Source organism: Ilumatobacter sp., assembly GCF_039969435.1.
Classification (GTDB): Bacteria; Actinomycetota; Acidimicrobiia; order Acidimicrobiales; family Ilumatobacteraceae; genus Ilumatobacter_A.
In genome coordinates, this window is the sequence record NZ_JBDVNU010000036.1 from 322,541 (window position 1) to 342,552 (window position 20,012).

Here is a 20,012-nt window from a genome sequence, read left to right on the forward strand (position 1 = left end):
GCGTCAACCCAGGAAGTCGGCGATCGCTGCGACGGTGGACCGCGGCTGTTCGAGGTGGACACTGTGACCGCTCGCAGGCACGACCACCAAGCGCCCGTGGTCGACGCTCTCGACGATGCGTTCGCCGAGAGCGGTGAACTTCGTGTCCCGCTCGCCGACGATGACGAGCACCGGGCAGCGGATCGCGCCGAGCCGGTCCCACAGCGGCTCCTGGGTGCCCGTGCCCGTCAGGCGCAGGCTCGACGCGAGGCCGCTCGCCGTGTTCCGCAACCGGTCGTCGCGCATCGCGGTCGCCTCGGTCAGTCCGGCGAACAACGGGTTGTCGAGCCACTCGTCGATGAATGCCGGCACGCTGCGACGGATGATGTGGTCGGCGAGTTCGTTGTCGCTCGCACGTCGTGCGGTGCGTTCGTCGTCGTCGTCGATGCCCGCCGTCGCTCCGATCAACACGAGGCGTTCGACCGAGTCCGGGTGCCGGAGAGCGGCGTGCAGTGCGATGCGGCCACCCATCGAGTAGCCCACGTACGTCGCTCTCGCGCCGACCGCGACGAGCGCATCGGCACACTGCCACAGATCCTCGCGTCGTTCGGAGGCGTCGCCGTGACCGGGGAGGTCCGGAGCCACCGCGTCGACCTCGCCGATGGACTCGACGAGGGCGTCGATGAACGGGCCCCAACTCCGCCCGGTCTGGGTGAACCCGTGCGCGAAGACGATCCGTGGGGGTCGGGTGGTCATCCTGCGTCGGCGGCGGCGAGTGCGTTGGCGGCCATCTTGCACAACACCTTGGCGAACGTGTCGGGGTCCTGGGCCCCGGGCACCGCCCATTCGTCGTTGAACACGTAGGTGGGCACGGCGGTGATGCCGTTGTCCCGCGCCTGGTCCAGTTCGGCCTGGACCTCGGCGGTTCCCCGACCGGATTCCAGGAACTGCCGAGCGGTGTCGGCGTCGGCTCCCACGTCGACAGCACAGTTCACGAGGGCGTCGACGCTCCCGATGTGCTCGCCGTCGACGAAGTACGCCTGCAGCAGTCGCTCCTTCATCGCATCCTGCGACAGCTCGTTGTCGGGCTGGTCGGCCCACCAGATCATCCGGTGGGCGAGCAGGGTGTTGGCGCGCAGTGCGCGATCCATGTGGAACTCCAGGCCATCCCCGGCCGCGGTGGTGGTGACGTGTTGGAGGATCTCCTGGGCCTTCTCGAGCCCGCCGAACTTCTTGGCGTAGGAGTCGATCACGGGACCCGCGGCACCCGGGGCCGCGGTGGGGTCCAACTGGTAGGGCTTGAAGGTGATGTCGAAGTCGACGCCGAGATCGCCGTTGGCGGTGGCGGCGGCGAGCCCGGCCTCGAAGCGTCGCTTGCCGATGTAGCACCACGGGCAGACGACGTCGGAGAAGATGTCGATCGTGACCGTCGGTCGGTCGGCGGATGTCGGGGAGGCGGTGTCGATGTCCACCTCCACCACCGTAGGGCCGGCCGCCGTCGATTCGCCGTATCGTCGTGATCGATGGCTGCCACCGACGTGACCCCACTGTCGGCGGCCTCTGCGCCCGACGTCCAGGCCACGTTCTGTTCCACGCTGGTCGATCAGTGGTTGCGTCTCGGCGTGCGCCACGCCGTCGTCGCACCCGGCTCGCGATCCACACCGATGGCACTCGCGCTGACCGAGCGCGACGACATCGCCGTGCACGTGGTCCATGACGAGCGCGTGGCGGCGTTCACGGCTCTCGGCCTCGCCGTGACGGAGCCCGGCGGGCCGCGAGCAGCGCCGGCGTTGTTGTTGTGCACGAGCGGCACGGCCGCTGCGAACTTCCTTCCTGCGATCGCCGAGGCGGGCCTGTCCGAGATCCCGATGATCGTGCTCACCGCCGATCGGCCCGAAGAACTGCGCGGCGTGGGTGCACCTCAGACCATCGACCAGATCGAGCTGTACGGCAGCCACGTCCGGTGGTTCCACGACCCCGGTGTCCCCGATGCCGCCGGCGCCGGCGAGTGGAGGACACTCGCAGCCACCGCGTTCTCCCGCTCGGGGCGGGGGCCCGTGCACGTGAACCTGCCGTTCCGAGAGCCGTTGGTCGGCGCTCCGCTCGCTCTTCCTGCGTCGATCGATGCAGGTGGTCCGGACGAGGAGGACGGACGGGTCGACCGCGACGCGTCGCTCCTCGACCGTGTCGACGCCGGGACCTGGAAGTCGGCGGTGTCGACCGCCGAACGTGGTCTGATCCTGGTCGGCGGGATGCACGGCATCGATCTCGCCGACGTGTCCGAACTGGAGGCGGCGACCGGTTGGCCGGTGGTCGCCGATCCCCAGTCCGGGCGGCGCCGTCACACGGGCGTGGCCAGCATCGACGCCCTGCTGCGCGTGGACGGTGCGTCGGAGGAGTTCTTGCCGGACGTGATCGTGAGGATCGGCCGACCGTCGGCGTCGAAGCTGCTCGCCCAGTGGACAGCACGCCCCGAGCCGCTGCTGATCCAGGTCGGCGGCCCCGGCAGGATCGACCCGTCGGGCTCCGTTGCCGCGACGTCCTCGATGCGTGAGTTGATCGATGCCGCTGCGGGCCGTCTCGTGTCGGGGGAGTGGCGGTCTGCTCTCGAGGCAGCAGGTCGCCGCGCCGATGCGGTCATCGAAGCGGAACTGGCGAAGCAGGAGGCGCTGACCGAGCCCTCGACCGCCCGGACCCTCGTCGACCATCTGCCCATCGGTGCGCAGTTGACCGTGTCGTCGTCGATGCCGGTGCGTGACGTCGAGTGGTTCGGGGGCCGCACCGGATTCGTCCACGCCAATCGAGGGGCGAACGGAATCGACGGGGTGGTGTCCACGGCGCTCGGTCGCGCGTTGGCTCGTCCGGTCGGATCACCACCGTCCTTCGTACTGATCGGCGACCTCGCCTTCGTTCACGACTCGAATGCACTCGTCGCGCTGAACCGCCGTGGCGTCGACCTGCGCATCGTGGTGATCGACAACGACGGGGGTGGCATCTTCTCGTTCCTGCCGCAGTCGACCCTGCTCGCCCACGAGCGGTTCGAAGAGCTGTTCGGCACGCCGCTCGGAACGGACGTGCTGGCGCTGGCGGCAGGCCACGGAATCGACACGTCCACGGCCGGGACGGTCGCCGAACTCACCGCCCAGATCGTCCGACCCGGACCGTGGGTGTGCCGTGTCCCGTCGGACCGCGAACGCAACGTCGAGGTGCACGACGCCATCCACGAGGCCGTTCGCCGGGCGTTCCGCGATGCCGGACGCTGATTCGCCCGCCGCCCGACGGGTACGTTGCGACCATGCGTACGCAACTGTTCATCGGTGGTGAGTGGCGAGACGGATCGGACGGCGTCACGTTCGACGTGATCGACCCGGCGACGGAAGCGATCGTGGCGTCCGTCGCCGCTGGCACGCCGTCGGATGCGACAGCGGCTTGTGAGAGCGCGTCGGCGGCACAGCCGGGTTGGGCCGCCACCGCGCCGCGTGAGCGAGCGGAGATCCTGCGGCGCGCATGGCAGCTCCTGATGGAGCGACAGGACGAACTCGCCCGACTGATCGTGCTCGAGAACGGCAAACCGCTCGCCGATGCGAAGGGCGAGGTCGCCTACGCCGCCGAGTTCTTCCGGTGGAACTCCGAGGAAGCGGTCCGGATCCACGGGTCCATCGGCACGGCTCCGTCCGGTTCGAACCGGATCATCGTCCACCATCCGCCCGTCGGGGTGGTGGTGATCGTCACGCCGTGGAACTTCCCTGCCGCCATGATCACCCGCAAGCTGGCACCCGCACTCGCTGCGGGGAACGCCGTGGTGATCAAGCCGCCCACGGAGACGCCCCTCACGGCGCTGCGCATCGCCGACCTGCTCTCGGAGGCCGGCGTGCCCGACGGGGTCGTCAACGTCGTGCCGACCACCGACGCCGAAGCCTGGTTCGACGCCGCCGTGGACCATCCGGGGATCCGCATGGTGTCGTTCACCGGGTCGACGGGGGTCGGTCGCAACCTGCTCAAACGCAGCGCCGACCGGGTGCTCAAGACCGTCATGGAGTTGGGTGGCAACGCCCCGTTCGTGGTGTTCGCCGATGCCGACCTCGACGCTGCGGTCGAAGGAGCGATGACCGCCAAGATGCGTCACTCGGCCGAGACATGTACCGCCGCGAACCGGTTCTTCGTCGAGGCGTCGGTCGTCGAGGAGTTCGCTTCCCGGTTCGCCGCCGCGATGGGAGCCGTGACGCTCGGTGTCGGAACCGACGACGGCGTCACGTGTGGTCCGCTGATCCACGCCGGGGCCCTCGATCGGGTCACGTCGCTGGTCGACGATGCGGTCGCCGCCGGCGCCCGGGTGCAGGTCGGCGGGAAGCGGAGCGACCGGGCCGGATACTTCTACGAGCCGACCGTCCTCAGCAACGTCGCCCACGACGATCCGATCACCCGCGAGGAGATCTTCGGTCCGGTGGCCCCGATCATCGCCTTCACCGACGTCGACGACATGATCGATCAGGCGAACGACACCGAGATGGGCCTGATCGGCTACGTGTTCACGTCCGACCTGGCGAAGGGACTGCGTGTGAGTGAGCGGATCCAGGCGGGAATGATCGGGCTGAACCGCGGTGCGGTCTCCGACCCGGCGGCGCCGTTCGGCGGCATGAAGCAGTCAGGACTCGGCCGCGAGGGCGCCAGCGACGGCATCTACGAGTTCTGCGAGACGCAGTACATCGCCACCGACTGGTGACGGTCGGCCGGGCTCCGGTCTCGACCGACCTAGGCGCGCACGACCGCCGAGAGCATCGCCTGGAACTTGGCCTGCGTCTCGGCGAGTTCGGCGAGGGGGTCGCTGTCGGCCACGATCCCTCCACCCGCGACCATGCGGGCCGATCGTCGGTCGTCGGCGAACTCTGCGCAGCGGATCGCCACAGCCCAGGTGCCGTCACCGTGTGCGTCGACCCAGCCCACGGCACCGCCGTACCGGCCGCGTTCGAACCCCTCCACCCGTTCGATCAGTTCGATCGCCGCGTCACGGGGATGACCACCGAGTGCCGGGGTGGGGCACAGCACGCGCACGAGGTCGATCGCCGACGGCGACGGTTGGGACAGCATCCCCTCGAGCCGGGTCCCGAGATGTTGGACGTTGGCGACCGTGACGATCGACGGCTCGGGCTCCTCGTCCAGATAGCTCACGAACGGCAGGAGTCGGTTGTGGACGTCGTCGATCACGACCCGGTGCTCGATCTGGTTCTTCGCGCTCGCCTGGAGTTCGGCGGTCAGCCGTGCGTCGTTGTCAACATCGCCCGTGCGCGGCGTGGTGCCGGCGAGTGGATGGGAGCGCACCACTGCGCCCTCGACCTCGACGAGCAACTCGGGCGATGCGCCGATGAAGCCGTCGACCGAGAACCGGTAGCTCGACGAGAACGTCGCCCGCAGTCGTCGCAGGACCGCATGGATGCTGATCGGCGAATCGGCGCCGACGCGGATCGGTCGGGCGATCACGGCCTTGGTCAGGTCACCGGCCCGCACGGCGTCGCGAGCGGCCGCGACCGCTGCGAGGTAGTGGTCGACGCTCACCTCCTGATCGAGGGTCCACCGTGGTGCGGTGGCCTCCGGCTCGACCGGGGCAGCGAGCGCCTCGGCGACGTCGGCGCCGTCGATGGCGGTCACCCAGGAGGTGCCGTCGCGCTTGACCACGCACACCGCGGGGACCAGGAGCTGGGCCGGGGATCCGGGACGGAACGGGACCACGCCCATGGCGAGCGGTGCAGCCTCGTCGACGGTCGTGTCGTGCTCGATCGAATCGAGTGCCTCGACGGCAGTGTCGGCCGAGAGCCGCACGGCGACGCCCCGACCGGCCAGGCCCACCCCACCACGCACGAACAGCACGCCGTCGTCGGCGGCGATGTCGTTCAGGTCGGGGACTTCGTCGACGAATTCCGACAGCGGGCGGGTGACGGCGCGCATGGTCGCAGCGTCAGGCGTCTCGCGTGGCGACCATCAACTGCGTGAGCCCGCCCGTCAGTTGATCGTGCGATGCGTCGCCGAATCCGGCCGAACGGAGCATTGAGCGCAACTCGGCCGGATTGGGAAGGTAGGCCACGCTCTTGGGGAGGTAGGCATACGCCGCCCCGTCGGACAGGGCTGCGCCGATCTTGGGCACGATCTTGCCGAAGTAGATGTCGTTGCCGAATCGCAGCACCCGGTTCGGCGGCGTGCTCACGTCGAGGAGTGCGATTCGGCCTCCCGGACGCACGACCCGGGCGAGTTCGGTGAAGAAGTCACCGAGATCGAGCAGGTTGCGCAGTGCGAACCCGCACGTGACGCCGTCGACGGCGCCGTCGGGAACCGGCAGTCGGAGGATGTCGGTCTGCACGAGCGGAGCGCCCGAGCGGTCGGCGGCGAGCATCCCGAAGCTGAGGTCCATCGACATCGGGCGAAGCCCCGCTTTGGCCAGATCGATGCACATGTCGCCGGTGCCACTCGCCAGATCGAGCACGGTGGAGCCCGCAGGCAGCGAGAGGTCGCGTATCGCCCGCTTGCGCCAGCGCACGTCGAGACGCAACGAGATGATGCGGTTGAGCCGGTCGTATTTCGGCGCGATCGCGTCGAACATGTCGCGTACCGCTGCGACCTTCTCCTCCCCTTCGGGGAGTTGTTCGGTGTCCCAGCGGCGCGGCGACGATGACTTCACGCGCTCAGGCTACGAGCGGAGACGGCCCCGATGACCGATCGGACCCGGTCGCGGTGAGTCTGGGTCGCGCCCGGGGCGACGAAGGCTCACCGATCGGACCCACCTGTCGGTCGGACACGGTTGCGGTGAGTCTGGGTCGCACCCGGGGCGACGAAGGCTCACCGACATCGGGGTCGCGATCGGCGCGACCGATCAGCCGGTGGAGGTTCCCGGCTCGGGTGGGGGGAGCGGCCGGACGGCCGCCTCGGTGACCTCGGTGCCGGACACGAGACGATCCAGACGCTCGACCTCGGCGCGGGCCTCGGCCAGTGCCTGCAACTTGATGTCGGCGGCGGACACCGCCGTCTCGAGTTGCGCCCTCGAGTCCGAGACGCTGATGCTGGTCACGAGTTCTGCGATCGTGGCTTCGAGGTCGACCACGTGCTGCTCGAGCGGATCGATCGCGGCGTCGCGGTGCGCGGTGGGGAGCGCCGCGGCTGCCACGAGGCGTTCGTCGATCGCCAGGGCCTCGGCCTCGATCGCATTCATCTGCGCAGCGAGACCCAGTTCCACGAACCGTGGGTTCTGGCGAGCGCCCTTGACGGCGTCGCCGAGTCGGCGGTGGAGCCTCGCTTCACGCGAATGTGCTCCGGCCCAACTCGCCGGGGCCGGGGAGGGTCGCCCGGGGACGACCTCGTTCTGCTCGGCGAACTCCCGCTTCGAGCGCACCGCCAACATGACCCCGAAGGTGACGACCGCACCGACCGCGACGACGAGCAGTGCTCCGATCAACAACCCGAACACGTCAACCTGACCCTCCGCCACCGGCTTGAACGGCGACGATCACGATGATCACGAGCAGGATCGCCACGGTCACCGCCGCGATGATCTTGACCTTGCTGTACGGACGGGCGCCGTGGACCTCGCCGGTCACGCCGTTGATGTACACCTGGAACGGCCGTTGGTCGTAGATGACGGTGAGCAGCCAGAGCGGCAACAGGATGTGCTTGTAGGTCATCTCGCGCCAGGAGATGTCCATGTGCGAGATGCGCTGTTGGTCGCCTCCGATGTCGCGGTGGATCGTGGATCGGATCTCGCCTTCCATGATCGTGGTCGCCTCACCGAGGCACTCCTCGACGTCGTTGTCGTACGTGCGCGCGAGGTGCCCCGCCGCGTACTCGGCCGAGTACGGCTTGGCGTCGTGCGTCGGCCACGGCTCGAGCTTGTCGATGCGCTTCTTCTCGAAACCCTCGTTGGCCAGGATCGGGATGTCGTCGAACGAGTTGCTCACGGCGCCACGGACGTTCGCCCACGTGGTGTAGGTCTCGGTTCGCCGGTTGTCTCCGCTGCCCACGGTGCGGGTGCGCGTCGTGCCTCGTTGGCCGCTGTACTGGGTCGTGGTGTCGGCGTCGTAGGTGAAGTACGCCATGTAGACGCTCTGGAACGAGCCGGTCCGGTTGTAGGTCTTGAACTCCGACGGTGCGAACCACCGGCCGTTGATCCACTTGTCGATCAATCCCTCGGCGGACTTGCGGTCGACGGAGAAGGGGAGGACGGCGTCGACCGGGAGTCGATCGGGAGCGGCATGGACGTCGTCGCGCTGGATGGGCGTGGCGCAGTACGGGCACTTGTCGGCGGTCAGGGTGCCCGTGAACGTGGTGTGTCCACCGCAGTTCTGACACACGACCTCCTTCTCGCCGTCGAGGAAGGTCGCGGTGCGTGCGACCTTGCCCTCACGCACGAGACGCAGCGCATCGCGCAGGTCGCGTTCACGCACCTCGCCCGTGGCCTCGGCCAGTTCGTGGGTGTTCCCGCAGTGCTCGCACTTGAGCAGTTGTGTCGCGATGTCGAAGTGCAGTTCGCCTCCGCAGGCCGCGCACGGATAGGTCCGCGACTGCTCGGTGGCGTGCTTCATCGCCAGCGACTCCTGCTCGTGGGCGTCGGAACCCCTGCGCAGCGTCGCACCGGGATCGAATCCGTCGGCCGGCGGTGCCGCCGGGGGCGGTGGAGGCTGCAGCGGAGGTGGTGGCTGGGACCCGGGTGGTACCGGCGGAGGTGAATCGCTCATGGCCTACTCGCCGGCCGGGTCGGATGCCGGCGCGTCGGGTGTGGAATCGGGCGCAGGAGATTCCGGCGACGGTGGGACCGGCGGAGGTGTCGCCGAGGTCGGGGGCATGGGGGGCGGAGCGGCGAACAACGCCTGCAGTTCGGGTACCGCCTGGGCAGGAGCCCATGCGGCCATGCCCTGCGCCCACACGAGTGTCTGACCGGTGACCTGGCCGCCCTGGATGCCCTGCTGCATCTGAGCCATGTTGTACGGGCCGCCGGGGTTGCCGCCGTGGTCCACGTGGTACATCGTCTGGCCGGGGAGCGGGGGCGGGGCTCCACCCGGGTTGACCACCACGGCCGGCTGCGCCGCAGCCGGTTGACCGATCCCGCCCATCTGGTTCGCCATCTGCCCGGCCATCGCAACGCCCATGCCCATCTGCATGATGTCGCCCATCACGCTGCCACCCTCGTTCTGGGCGGCGGCGAGCATGGCGTCGGCGGCTTGGGCCTGCTGGTACTTGTCCAGATCGACGTTCTCGACGAAGCCCGAGGCCTCCACGCCCTTGGCCACGCCACGCGTCATCGCCTGGGTGATCTCGTCGGGCAAGGAGATGTTCATCGTCATCTCGGGGATCGCGAGGCCGAACTCGTCGTCGACACGCTCCTGCACGAACTCGGCGAGGCGACCCGACAGAGCGACCTGCTGGCCCTGCAGGTCGATCGCACCGAGCCCGCTCTGGGTCACCATGTCGGAGAACGCCATGGAGATCACCCGACGGAGCAACTCCGCGATCTCCTCGACCTCGACCGCCGAATCGGTGCCGATGACCTCCTTGAGGAAGATGCCGACGTCGACGATCTTCACCACGCACAGGCCGTTCGCGCGCACCTGGACCATCTTGAAGTCGGGGTCGCGCACCGTGACGGGCTGCGGGGTGCCCCACCGGAGGTCGGTGACCGGGCGCGTGTTGATGAAGTACACCTCGGAGCGGAACGGGCTGTCGAATCCGTGCTTCCAACCCTGCAGGGTCGACAGGATCGGCAGGTTCTCGGACTTCAATTCGTAGTGGCCGGGTTCGAACTGGTCGGCCAGCGCACCGCGGTAGACGAACACCGCCTTCTGCCCCTCGCGGACGATCAGCTGTGCGCCGTTCTTGATCTCGTTCTGGTAGCGGGGGAACCGCCATGCGAGCGTCGAGCGGGAATCGTCGATCCACTCGATGATGTCGACGAGTTCGCCCTTGAGTTTGTCCATGAGACCCATCAGGTCCGCCTTTCGCACTGTTCGTTGAAGTCCTGGTCAGACCATAGATCAACGATGCGCCGAGTGCAGAGAAAATGGCGCCGGTGAGTCTGGGTCGGTGTGGGGGCGACGCAGACTCACCGCTCGAGGGCGTGTGTGTGGGTCGGTGAGTTTGGGTCGGTGTGGGGGCGACGCAGACTCACCGCTCGAGGGGGCGTGGGGCGCGAACGCGGCACGTGCGGGTACGGCGGCGACGTCGTCCTCAGACGTTCACGAGGTTGCGACGCTTCGGGCCCATCGGTAGTCGGCCTTGCCGCTCGGCGATCGCACGATCTCGTCGACGCGGACGATCGCCTTGGGCAGCTTGTAGCGGGCGATGTGCTTCTGGGCCTCGGCGAGGAGGTCGTCGTCGGTGGCCTGATGGTCGGCACGGATGCGCACGACGGCCACGACCTCGCTACCCCAACGTTCGCTCGGTCGCCCGGCCACGACGCAGTCGTAGATCGCCGGGTGCGCCTTGATCGCGGCCTCGACCTCCTCGGCGAAGATCTTCTCGCCACCGGAGTTGATGGTGACCGAGTCGCGCCCGTGCAACTCGACGATTCCCGGTCCGCCGGCACCGTCGTCGAGCAGCCGGGCGCGGTCACCCGGCACCGCGTAGCGGACACCGTCGACGACGGGGTACGTGCGAGCGGTCTTGTTCGGGTCGCCGAGGTATCCCAGCGCCAACCGTCCGGTCTTGGCGAGCCAACCGATCTCGTCGGACCCCGGCTCGAGTACGGCATCGAGGTCGGCCGACAGGACGACGTTGCCCGGCGACATCTCGAAGGTTCCGGTCGAGGCTCGCCCACCGGCGGACACGTGCGACACCTGCCCACCCGCTTCCGACGAGCCGAGGCCGTCGATCACCATGAGCGTCGGAAGGTGGGCGAGGAACTCCTGTTTGAGGGGTGCCGACAAGGCTGCACCCCCCGACAGGATCACCGCGAGCGAGCCGAGGTCGCGATCTGCGCCCGTCCGGTCGAGTTCGTCGAGGAGCGGGCGCGCGAAGGCGTCGCCGACGATCAGCAGGAAGTTGAGTCCTTCGCGCTCGACGGTGGACCAGACGTCGTCGGGGTCGAGACGTTCGGGGATCGACGGCACGAAGACGGTGCCACCACCGAGCCAGGTCCGGAATGCGATCCAGTGTCCGGCTCCGTGCATGAACGGCGGGCCGATCAGCGACCTGAGTCCAGTGGTCGCCTCGGCCACGAACCCCTCGACCGTCGTGGCCGTGGGCGAGCCGCCGAAGCAGGACCTCATCGCGTCGCCGTTGCGCCACATCACGCCCTTGGGCATTCCGGTCGTGCCACCGGTGTACAGCATGTAGAGGTCGTCGGGGCTCCACTCGACGTCCGGTCGCTCACCCGACGAAGCGGCGAGCGCATCCTCGTACCACTCGGCCCCCGGGAGCAGGTCGTTGCCGGACTCGTCGGGGACCTGCAGGATCGTGCGGATCGACGTGCCGTCGTCGAGCACTTCGGCGAGCGTCGGTGCGAACGCGGAGTGCACGACGATCGCCGTTGCGCCGCTGTCGGCGAGCAGGTAGCGCAGTTCTTCGGCGACGTATCGGTAGTTGACGTTCAGCGATGCCACACGAGCCTTGAGCGACCCGAGCATCGCCTCGAGGTACTCGTTGCCGTTGTGCAGGTAGATCGCGAGGTGATCCTGGCCCGACACGTGGCCCTCGAGTTCGCCACGCTCGGCGGAACAACCGTGACCGCGAGCGATCAGGTGGTTGGCGAGGCGCCGGGTCCGGTCCTGGACCTCTGCCCACGTGAAGCGGCGGTCCCGGAACACGAGGCACTCCTCGTCGGGCCGCGTGGCGCCGATCGCTTCGTGGACCTCGGCGAGCGAGATGTCGGGCACCGTCGTCACTCTCTCGTGTCCTTCCCGGGCGGGAGCGTGGTCGGACCCACGATCAGGAGTAGTAGCGGAAGATGACCTCGGCGACGCACGACGGCTTGGGCGCGCCCTCGACCTCGAACACGAACACCATGGTGACCTGCGCGCCGCCGTCGACGTCCTCGACGGACTGCAACGTGGCCCCCAGACGCAGCTTGGATCCGACCGGGACGGGGGAGGGGAAGCGCACCTTGCCGGCGCCGTAGTTGACGCCCATCGAGATGCCCGACACACCGAAGATCTGCGGCGAGAGCATCGGTCCGAGCGACAGGGTGAGGTAGCCGTGGGCGATCGGGCCGCCGAACGGGCCGGCGTTCGCCTTCTCCACGTCGACGTGGATCCACTGGTGGTCACCCGTTGCCTCGGCGAACGTGTTGACCTGCTCCTGGGTGATCTCCACGTAGGGGGAGTACCCGAGGTGCTCGCCCACGAGGGCCTTCATTCCGTCGATTCCTTCGATCATGCGCGTCATGGATCGCAGCTTGCCAGACTGGGCGAATGGCCGACGAAACGCACACGACCGACGAGTCGGCTCCTCCCTCCGATCCCGCGTGGCCGGCCGATGACGACGACGCCACGTTCCGTTCGGGATTCGTCACGTTCGTGGGTCGACCCAACGTCGGCAAGTCGTCGCTCGTCAATGCGATCTGTGGCCGCAAGGTGAGCATCATCAGCGACAAGCCCCAGACCACGCGCCACCGGATCATGGGGGTGTTCACCCGTGACGACAGCCAGATCGTGTTCGTCGACACGCCCGGCATCCACAAGCCGGTCACCGCTCTGGGTGCCAGAGTGAACGCCACCGCCCTGGAGAGCGTGACGCGTGACGACGAGGAGGCCGGGGTCGACGTCGTGGCGTTCGTCCTCGACGCGACCAAGCCGTTCGGCAAGGGCGACCGGTGGGTCGCGTCGAAGCTCGACCTCGCGGAGACGATCGTCGTGGTCAACAAGATCGACCGGGCCAAGCCCGGCCAGGTCCTCGCGATGCTCACGGCAGCGAGCGAGCTGGGTGCCAAGGAGTACTTCCCGGTGTCGGCGCTCACGAAGGACGGCCTGGCCGGTCTCGTCGACCACCTGACCGCTGGGCTGCCTCTCGGCCCCCGGTACTTCCCCGACGATCAGGTGAGCGACCAGCCCGAGGAGCGATGGGTCGCCGAACTCGTCCGCGAGCAACTGCTGGCCGTGACGCACGACGAACTGCCGTACTCGATCGCCACACAGGTCGTGGAGTGGGAGTGGCCGCGGATCCGCGTCGACATCATCGTGGAACGTGACAGTCAGAAGGGGATGGTCATCGGCAAGGGCGGCAACATCCTCAAGCAGGCGGGGGAGCGAGCCCGCAGACAGCTCCCCGACGGCGTGTACCTCGAACTCCGGGTGAAGGTCGACAAGGACTGGCAGCGCAAACCCGAACGCGTCGAACGCCTCGGATACTGACGTGAGCGATGTCCCGCTTCAGGGTGCGGACGTCGACACGTCGTCGACCGGGTCGGTCGTGGTCACCGGTTCTTCGACACCGACCTCGCGATCCGCGTTGACGAGCATGCTCGTGTAGTCGTCGCGCGAGACCGGTTCATCGCTCACCTGGCCCTCGTCGATCGGAACGGTCTGGCGCACCCCGTCGATGGTGAACACGGCCGTTCCGACGCCGCGCAGGTTGTTCAGGAACGTCAACACCATCTGAGCGATCGCTTCACGCTGGTCGCGTACCGCGATGCGATCGAACTGCGCTGTGTTCAACTCGATGGTGAGGATCCCGTCGGCCACGGAGGTCGTCTCGATCAGATTCGGGAGGATCTCGTTGTCGAGCAGTCCGGCATCCAGGCCGGGCCCGGCTTCGAGCAGGTCGATCAGTTCGTTCGGACTCACCGGGGCCAACACGGTGAACGGCTTGGCCGTGAGTTGGCCCCGTGAGACGAAGAAGATGTCGACGATCTCGGTGGGCGCGGGAGCTTCCGTCGTGGTCGTCGTCGTCTCCGGGGTGTCGAGCAGCGTCGTCGTGGTCGTGGTCGGTGGCACCGTGGTGGTGGTCGTCGTGGTCGTGGTCTCGTTCAACCGGTTGGGCACATCGGCGCCGTCGATCTCCTGGAAACTCTCCGGACCGGTGGGAACGCCGCAACCCGACGCGACGCCGACCGTCAGGGCGAGCGCCGCAGCCGTGGTTCGGATTCGATTCATGCTTCGGCCTTCCTGATCGGGATCTCGAACACGAATCGGGCGCCTCCGCCGGTGCGGTCCTCGACCCAGATGGCGCCACCCATCGCGATGCTGTGCTCCGACGCCAGTGCGAGGCCGAGGCCGGTCCCGATGCGGTGGCGCGCCGCACTTCCGCGAGCGAAGCGCTCGAAGATCCGATCGCGTTCACTCCGCGCGACGCCCGGTCCTCCGTCCTCGACCGCGAATCGCAGCATGCGGTTCCGCGACGGGACCACTTCGACGCGCAGCGCTCCGCCGCCGTGGTGGTTGGCGTTCTCGATCAGGTTGCCCAACACCCTCTCGAACCTCACCTTGTCGACATTGAACTCGCGTGGCGTCCGCTTGTGGACGTCGACGTCGATGTCGGGGCTGCCGAACCGGGCAGCCACCCGATGTGTGAGATCGATGATGTCGAGCGTCTCGACGTTCAGGTCGGTCGCCCCTGCGTCGAGTCGGGACAGTTCGAGCAGGTCGATCACCATGCTGTCGAACCGGCGCACCTGGCTCACGACGATCTCCAGCGCCTGCTGAGTTCGTTCGGGAATGTCCTCGCGACGGGCATCGAGCACCTCGACGGCTGCGGTCAGCGCCGTGATCGGTGAGCGGAGTTCGTGGCTCACGTCGGAGGCGAACCGCGCCTCGCGCTCGAGTCTGGTCTGGACGGCATCGGCCATCTCGTTGAAGGAACTGGCCAGCCGGTCGAGATCGGGGTCGCTCTCGCTGTCGAGGCGGGTGTCCAGACCGCCGGACGCGATGTTCTCGGCGGCGTCGGCGACTCGGCTGAGCGGGCGGAGCAACCGGCGACTGGTCGAGAAGCCGAAAAGCGTCGCGAGGACGAGCGTCCCGAGCCCGCCCAGCGCGAGGGCGGTCAGGAGGGCCGTGAGCGTGGACCCTTCGTTGTCCGCCGGGAAGGCCTCGAAGTAGCCGGTGTCGTGGCGGCGGATGTAGACGCCGACGACGACGAACACGGCGCCGTCGATGCTCGTGAACTCGAGCCCGGATTCGCGCGAGCGGACCTGGTCGACGAGTTCGGCCGGCAGGTCCGAGAAGGAGAGGATCTCGGTCTGGGCCCGGGTCGAGTCGCGTTCGGGGTTGCTGAGAACGGCGAATCCGCCCGGCTCGGTTCTGAGCACGTTCTCGAAGTACAGCCCGATGTTCACCTCATCGGGGGAGAGGAGCATCGAATCGAGCTGTTCGGCGACCAGTGACGCGTTGTCGAAGGCCTGGTCCTTGGCCGACGTCGTCCTCTCCTCGAGCAGGTTGTTGCGGGCGAAACCGTAGGTGACGCCGATCAGCACGAGACCGGCGAAGAGTGCGATCAGGGCGAAGAAGAGCGTGACCCGGGTCCGGAGTCGAAGTGAACGGTCGCGGGCCACGGGGTCAGTGTTGCAGAGGGGAGCGGAACTCCGGGAGCGTCGCCGACCGGCGTGTCGCTTCGGGGAGGGGTTCACCCGCTGCCGGTGAGGTACCAGGGGGAGGGAGGTACCTCACCGGGGCAGCGTGAACAATGAACATGTAACCCCTCGTCTGTGACGGGCACCCACCGGTCATGTGCGCTTCGTGTAACGAAGATCGATGTGGCGCGCCGGCCTCGGCGCATGCCGCAACCAGGGGATACGTCGGAAGCGACGGATTTCGACGTCGTCGTCGCGAGCGCCTGAGTTCGACCACGACTCGATGGTTCGTCTCGCGACCGCAACAGAAGGACGTGACGGCCACGAGCGACCTACAGTCGTGTCGACATGGAATCGCTGCTGTTCATCGAAGACGACGACGCCATCCGCCTCGCGCTCTCCCTGGCGCTCGAGGACGAGGGGTATTCCGTACGCGAGGCACCCAACGGCACGGAGGGACTCGCGTCGTTCGACCGCCAGCCGGTCGACCTGGTGCTGCTCGACCTGCGCCTCCCCGACATGTCGGGCTTCGAGGTGTGCCGGGCACTGCGCTCGAAGAGCATCGTGCCGATCATCATCATCACCGCACAGACCGACACCGTCGACATGGTGGCGGGTCTCGAAGCCGGCGCCGACGACTACGTCACCAAGCCGGTCGTGCCCAAGGAACTCGCTGCGAGGATCCGTTCCCTCCTGCGGCGCGTCCACCTGCAGGACACCCCGCAGCACCCGCAGGCGTCCACCTTCGGTGACGTCGAACTCCGCCGGGAGCAGGGCATCGTGTTGAAGGGCGGTGCCGAGTTGAACCTCACCAAGACCGAGTTCCGCCTGTTGTGCGAATTCGCCGACCACGCCGGCGCCGTGCTGTCGCGAGACCAACTCCTCGAACGGGTGTGGGGGTACGAGTACCTCGGCGACTCGCGGCTCGTCGACGCCCACGTGCGCCGCCTGCGCGTCAAGATCGAGGATCAGCCCGACGATCCGCAACTCATCGTCACCGCACGAGGAGTGGGCTACCGCCTGATCGCCTGATCGCCTGATCGAGGACGAGGCCGGGGCCTCGACCCGCGTCGGCTACTTGGCGTAGAGGGCGTCGATCTCGTCGGCGAAGGTGGCGAGGATGCCGCGCCGCTTGAGCTTCGACGTCGGTGTGAGGAGTTCGGTGTCGGGCATCCATTCGGCGCCGAGCACCTTGATCTTCTTGACCGACTCGGCACCGTTGAAATCGGCCATCGCCTCGGCCAACCCCGCTTCGACCTCGGCGACGACCTCGGGGTTCTGCGCCATCGCCTCCATGGTCGCGTCGTCGCCCTCGAGGCCGTGTTCTGCCGCCCACGCTGCCGACGCATCGGGGTCGAGCACGACGAGCGCCGCCACGAACGGCTTCTGCTCGCCGACGGCACAGGCCTGCCCGACGAGCGGGATCATCTTGAGCGCCGCCTCGAGGTTCGCCGGGCTGATGTTCTTGCCTCCGGCGGTGATGATCAATTCCTTCTTGCGGTCGACGATCTTGAGGTAGCCGTCGTCGTCGATGACGCCGATGTCGCCGGTGTGCACCCAGCCCTCGTCGTCGATCGTCTCGGCGGTCTTGTCGGGCAGACCCAGGTACCCCTCGAACATGTTGCCGCCGCGTGCGAGGACCTCACCGTCCTCGGCGATCTTCATCTCGACGCCGGCCGCGGCGCGCCCGACGAATCCCGGCTTGGCCGCAGCCGACCAGGACAGGACGGCGGTCGTCTCGGACATCCCGTAGCCCTCGGACAGGGGAACGCCGATGGCCCGGAACCACTCGAGGATCTCGGCCGGGATCGGGGCCGCCCCCGAGATGCCGATCTCGACCTCGTCGAGCCCGATCAGCCCGCGCACCGTCTTGAACCCGACCTCGTCGAGGAAGTTCCAGGTGGCGATCTCCTCGTCGGTGGCCGTGCCGTCGGTCATCTTCTCCATGATCGGGATCGCCGCGGCGACGCCGTCGGCGAACTGCTTCTCCTTCTCGGGATCGGCGGACAACGCCGCGTTCACGCCGGCGTACATCTTCTCCCACACCCGAGGGACGCCGATGAACACGTTCGGCTTCGTCTCGCGCACCACGGCGGGCATCTGGGCGGTGTCGGGGCAGCAGTAGACCTTCGTCGCGAAGTCGACCATGTAGTAGTGGCCGAGCAGGCGTTCCATCACGTGCGCCATCGGGAGGTACGAGACGTGGCGCTTGCCGGCGAAGTCGTCGATGTCGGTCTGGGTGCGCATCGACTCACCCACCGATTCGAGCGTCCATGCGACGTTGCTGTGGCTGAGCATCACGCCCTTGGGAGGGCCGGTCGTTCCCGAGGTGTAGATGATCGTGGCGATGTCGGACAACTCGGAGTTCGCGGCGGCGGTCGCGAGCTCGGCGGGCTCGGCAGCGATCATGTCGCTGTACTTCACGATGTCGTCTCCGGCGCCGTCGCTCTCGATCAACACGATGTGCTCGATCGTGGGGATCTTCTCCCGCACCGCCTCGAAGCGACGCAGGAATGCATCGTCTTCGAGGATCGCGACCGAGGCCCCGCAGTCGTTGATCAGGTACTGGATCTGGTCGGGCGCCGAGGAGTTGTAGATCGACACCGGTGTCGCGCCGCAGAAGAGCACGGCGAGGTCGATCGCGTGGAACTCCTGACGGTTGCGGATCATCATCACGACCTTGTCGCCCTTGCCCACGCCGAGGTCCTGCAGCGAGGTGACGAGGCGGGCCGCGTCGTCGGCGAGCTCGTCGAGGGTCCTGGAGACCCAGTCGCCCGCCGAGTTCTTCCAGTTGACGACCTCGACCGAACCGTTGCGTTCGACGTTCTCGAGGAAGCGTTGCGGGAGGTTCCTTCCGGCCATCCGTTCGTACAGGTCTGCGCTGGTCGTCATGTGCCCATTGTCTCACGCGAGTCGCAGGGTGGTGCAAACCCTCCCCGACCGAACGGCGGTGGTGGTCAGCCCGACGCGAGGAAGTCGACGACGGCGTCGGTGAAGACGTCGTTCTTGTCACCGGCGATCATGTGGGCGGCGTCCTTCACGTCGACGTACCGGGCGTGGGGCACCATCTGCAGGAACGCGTCGACCTCGTCCTGGGTGACGAGGTCGGAGAGCCTGCCGCGTACCAGCATCGTCGGCAGCGTGAGACGACGGGCGATCCCCACGAGTTCGTCGTGGTGTCGATCGCGGGCGTGCTCGCTGCCGGGGGCGCCGCGCACCGACAGGAACGCCGGGTCCCAGTGCCAGAACCAGCGACCGTCGCGCTGGCGCAGGTTCTTCGCCAACCCGGACAGATCGGTCGGACGGGTGCGGTGGGGCTGGTAGGCCGCGATGGCGTCGGCCGCCTCGTCGAGGCTGGCGAAGCCCGCGTGGGCCCTGTCCGCCATGAACTCGAGGATCCGGCTCACCCCCGCCGCAGCCGGTCGTGGCGTGATGTCGACGAGCGTCAACGAGGTGAACCCGCCCGGTCGGGCGTCGACCGCGTGAAGGCCGGTCATGCCACCGAGCGAGGCTCCCACCCAGGCCGTCGGTGCCCCGACCCAGTCCACGACGGCCAGTGCGTCAGCGGCGTACGCACCCATCGAGTAGTCGCCATCGCTCGACCAGTCCGAGTCACCGTGGCCGCGCAGGTCGATCGACAGGACACGATGCCCGTGCGCGGACAGGGTCGCGGCGGTGCCGCCCCACGAGTGACGGGTCTGGCCGCCTCCGTGCGCGAGCACGACGGCCGAGCCTGTTCCCGGCCAGTGATCGACGGTGAGCACGACTCCGGACGGTGTGGCGATCCGCTCGGTCCGTTGCTCACGCATCGAAGCTCGACCAGTCGACTCGGCGCTTCTCGCGGAAGGCCGCCATGCCCGCCGCAGCCTCTCGGCCGCCGAACAACTCGTCGGACAGCGTCCCCATCCTCCGGAAGGCCGCATCCCGGTCGAGGGTCGGGACCGTGCGCAGGAGGGCCTTGGTCTCCCTCACCGCTCGGGGCGCACCGGCACGGATCCCGTCGAGCAGTTCGCCGACCTGGGAGGCGACGTCGTCGGTGACGTGGGTGACGAGGCCGATCGATCGGGCCTCGGCGGCGTCGAACGTCTCGCCGGTCAGCATGGCGGACGCGATCTTCCCGGGTGGGACACGTCGCAGGATCGGCACGGAGATGATCGCCGCCGCCACACCGATCCGGACCTCGGTCAACGCGAACGTCGTGCCGGTCGCGACGACGACCAGGTCGCACGACGCCATCAGCCCGATCCCCCCGGCGCGCACGGCACCGTCGACTGCCGCGATGGTGGGCCGGGCGGTGTCCATCAGTCGTTCGAGGACGGACACGAAGGGACCCGAATCGGCGGGCTCGTCGGAACGCTCCTTGAGATCGGCTCCCGCGCAGAACGCCGGCCCTTCGTGACGGAGCACGATCGCCCGGGCGTCGGATTCCTCCGCGATGTCGATGCCGGAATGCAGCTCGGTGAGCAGTTGGCGCGAGAGCGCGTTGCGGTTGTGCTGGGAGTCGAGGGTGAGCGTGACCACCCCGTCCGACGTCTCCTGGTGGACGAGTTCGGCCATG

General features: G+C 68.1%; 18 protein-coding genes. 4 read left to right on the forward strand and 14 right to left on the reverse strand.

The features are described from left to right. Positions 1-3 precede the first annotated feature (3 nt). A complete protein-coding gene (locus tag ABJK40_RS18765) occupies positions 4-735 on the reverse strand; it encodes an alpha/beta fold hydrolase (RefSeq protein ID WP_348480204.1) in 732 nt (243 codons plus the stop codon). Then, a complete protein-coding gene (locus ABJK40_RS18770; protein ID WP_348480205.1) occupies positions 732-1,451 on the reverse strand; it encodes a DsbA family oxidoreductase in 720 nt (239 codons plus the stop codon). Before ABJK40_RS18770 ends, ABJK40_RS18765 begins: the two co-directional genes overlap by 4 nt. Positions 1,452-1,502: 51 nt before the next feature. Between ABJK40_RS18770 and menD the strand changes: the two genes are divergently transcribed. Next, positions 1,503-3,242, forward strand: coding sequence for a 2-succinyl-5-enolpyruvyl-6-hydroxy-3-cyclohexene-1-carboxylic-acid synthase (gene menD, locus ABJK40_RS18775; protein ID WP_348480206.1), 1,740 nt, complete (start codon positions 1,503-1,505; stop codon positions 3,240-3,242). Between the two features lie 32 nt (positions 3,243-3,274). Beyond that, on the forward strand, positions 3,275-4,702 hold the full coding sequence (locus ABJK40_RS18780; RefSeq protein WP_348480207.1) for an NAD-dependent succinate-semialdehyde dehydrogenase: 1,428 nt from the start codon (positions 3,275-3,277) through the stop codon (positions 4,700-4,702). Positions 4,703-4,731: 29 nt separating this feature from the next. On the opposite strand, the gene ABJK40_RS18785 is transcribed toward ABJK40_RS18780, so the two are convergent. The 7 genes from ABJK40_RS18785 to ABJK40_RS18815 all read right to left on the reverse strand — a co-directional run bounded on the left by ABJK40_RS18785 (position 4,732) and on the right by ABJK40_RS18815 (position 12,336). Next, the gene (locus ABJK40_RS18785) at positions 4,732-5,922 is read right to left on the reverse strand and encodes an isochorismate synthase (RefSeq protein ID WP_348480208.1); all 1,191 of its coding nucleotides are present in this window, start codon (positions 5,920-5,922) and stop codon (positions 4,732-4,734) included. Between the two features lie 10 nt (positions 5,923-5,932). Then, a complete protein-coding gene (locus ABJK40_RS18790; RefSeq protein ID WP_348480209.1) occupies positions 5,933-6,649 on the reverse strand; it encodes a ubiquinone/menaquinone biosynthesis methyltransferase in 717 nt (238 codons plus the stop codon). Between the two features lie 192 nt (positions 6,650-6,841). Next, positions 6,842-7,432 (reverse strand): hypothetical protein, encoded by a 591-nt coding sequence (locus ABJK40_RS18795; RefSeq protein WP_348480210.1) that lies wholly within the window; start codon positions 7,430-7,432, stop codon positions 6,842-6,844. 1 nt (position 7,433) lies between these two features. After that, positions 7,434-8,696 carry a hypothetical protein gene (locus ABJK40_RS18800; RefSeq protein ID WP_348480211.1) on the reverse strand — a complete coding sequence of 421 codons (1,263 nt, stop codon included), beginning with the start codon at positions 8,694-8,696 and terminating at the stop codon, positions 7,434-7,436. A gap of 3 nt (positions 8,697-8,699) precedes the next feature. Then, positions 8,700-9,941 carry an SPFH domain-containing protein gene (locus ABJK40_RS18805; RefSeq protein WP_348480212.1) on the reverse strand — a complete coding sequence of 414 codons (1,242 nt, stop codon included), beginning with the start codon at positions 9,939-9,941 and terminating at the stop codon, positions 8,700-8,702. Between the two features lie 249 nt (positions 9,942-10,190). Further along, positions 10,191-11,837 carry an acyl-CoA synthetase gene (locus ABJK40_RS18810; RefSeq protein WP_348480213.1) on the reverse strand — a complete coding sequence of 549 codons (1,647 nt, stop codon included), beginning with the start codon at positions 11,835-11,837 and terminating at the stop codon, positions 10,191-10,193. A gap of 43 nt (positions 11,838-11,880) precedes the next feature. Continuing rightward, positions 11,881-12,336, reverse strand: a complete 456-nt coding sequence (locus ABJK40_RS18815) for a MaoC family dehydratase (protein WP_348480215.1) — start codon at positions 12,334-12,336, stop codon at positions 11,881-11,883. Between the two features lie 26 nt (positions 12,337-12,362). On the opposite strand from ABJK40_RS18815, the gene era reads away from it, so the two are divergent. Beyond that, the gene (era, locus tag ABJK40_RS18820) at positions 12,363-13,301 is read left to right on the forward strand and encodes a GTPase Era (RefSeq protein WP_348480216.1); all 939 of its coding nucleotides are present in this window, start codon (positions 12,363-12,365) and stop codon (positions 13,299-13,301) included. A gap of 18 nt (positions 13,302-13,319) precedes the next feature. Here era and ABJK40_RS18825 read toward each other — a convergent pair whose 3' ends face one another. Next, complete coding sequence (locus ABJK40_RS18825; RefSeq protein WP_348480217.1) at positions 13,320-14,042, reverse strand: hypothetical protein; 723 nt, start codon at positions 14,040-14,042, stop codon at positions 13,320-13,322. Further along, on the reverse strand, positions 14,039-15,436 hold the full coding sequence (locus ABJK40_RS18830; RefSeq protein WP_348480218.1) for a HAMP domain-containing sensor histidine kinase: 1,398 nt from the start codon (positions 15,434-15,436) through the stop codon (positions 14,039-14,041). The genes ABJK40_RS18825 and ABJK40_RS18830 overlap by 4 nt, the downstream gene beginning before the upstream one ends. A gap of 366 nt (positions 15,437-15,802) precedes the next feature. Here ABJK40_RS18830 and ABJK40_RS18835 point away from each other — a divergent pair, with 366 nt between their 5' ends. After that, positions 15,803-16,486 carry a response regulator transcription factor gene (locus ABJK40_RS18835; protein WP_348480219.1) on the forward strand — a complete coding sequence of 228 codons (684 nt, stop codon included), beginning with the start codon at positions 15,803-15,805 and terminating at the stop codon, positions 16,484-16,486. A gap of 42 nt (positions 16,487-16,528) precedes the next feature. Here ABJK40_RS18835 and ABJK40_RS18840 read toward each other — a convergent pair whose 3' ends face one another. The 3 genes from ABJK40_RS18840 to ABJK40_RS18850 form a co-directional block, all read right to left on the reverse strand. Further along, the gene (locus tag ABJK40_RS18840) at positions 16,529-18,346 is read right to left on the reverse strand and encodes an AMP-dependent synthetase/ligase (protein ID WP_348480220.1); all 1,818 of its coding nucleotides are present in this window, start codon (positions 18,344-18,346) and stop codon (positions 16,529-16,531) included. A gap of 65 nt (positions 18,347-18,411) precedes the next feature. After that, positions 18,412-19,263, reverse strand: coding sequence for an alpha/beta hydrolase (locus ABJK40_RS18845; protein ID WP_348480222.1), 852 nt, complete (start codon positions 19,261-19,263; stop codon positions 18,412-18,414). Further along, positions 19,256-20,011, reverse strand: a complete 756-nt coding sequence (locus ABJK40_RS18850; RefSeq protein ID WP_348480223.1) for an enoyl-CoA hydratase-related protein — start codon at positions 20,009-20,011, stop codon at positions 19,256-19,258. The genes ABJK40_RS18845 and ABJK40_RS18850 overlap by 8 nt, the downstream gene beginning before the upstream one ends. Between the last annotated feature and the right edge of the window lies 1 nt (position 20,012).

Bases quoted from the DNA above. Each gene is read 5' to 3' on its own strand.
- ABJK40_RS18765 (WP_348480204.1), bottom strand. From the start codon at position 735: ATGACCACCCGACCCCCACGGATCGTCTTCGCGCACGGGTTCACCCAG.
- menD (WP_348480206.1), top strand. From the start codon at position 1,503: ATGGCTGCCACCGACGTGACCCCACTGTCGGCGGCCTCTGCGCCCGAC.
- ABJK40_RS18780 (WP_348480207.1), top strand. From the start codon at position 3,275: ATGCGTACGCAACTGTTCATCGGTGGTGAGTGGCGAGACGGATCGGAC.
- ABJK40_RS18785 (WP_348480208.1), bottom strand. From the start codon at position 5,922: ATGCGCGCCGTCACCCGCCCGCTGTCGGAATTCGTCGACGAAGTCCCC.
- ABJK40_RS18800 (WP_348480211.1), bottom strand. From the start codon at position 8,696: ATGAGCGATTCACCTCCGCCGGTACCACCCGGGTCCCAGCCACCACCT.
- ABJK40_RS18805 (WP_348480212.1), bottom strand. From the start codon at position 9,941: ATGGGTCTCATGGACAAACTCAAGGGCGAACTCGTCGACATCATCGAG.
- ABJK40_RS18815 (WP_348480215.1), bottom strand. From the start codon at position 12,336: ATGACGCGCATGATCGAAGGAATCGACGGAATGAAGGCCCTCGTGGGC.
- era (WP_348480216.1), top strand. From the start codon at position 12,363: ATGGCCGACGAAACGCACACGACCGACGAGTCGGCTCCTCCCTCCGAT.
- ABJK40_RS18825 (WP_348480217.1), bottom strand. From the start codon at position 14,042: ATGAATCGAATCCGAACCACGGCTGCGGCGCTCGCCCTGACGGTCGGC.
- ABJK40_RS18835 (WP_348480219.1), top strand. From the start codon at position 15,803: ATGGAATCGCTGCTGTTCATCGAAGACGACGACGCCATCCGCCTCGCG.
- ABJK40_RS18840 (WP_348480220.1), bottom strand. From the start codon at position 18,346: ATGACGACCAGCGCAGACCTGTACGAACGGATGGCCGGAAGGAACCTC.
- ABJK40_RS18845 (WP_348480222.1), bottom strand. From the start codon at position 19,263: ATGCGTGAGCAACGGACCGAGCGGATCGCCACACCGTCCGGAGTCGTG.
- ABJK40_RS18850 (WP_348480223.1), bottom strand. From the start codon at position 20,011: ATGGCCGAACTCGTCCACCAGGAGACGTCGGACGGGGTGGTCACGCTC.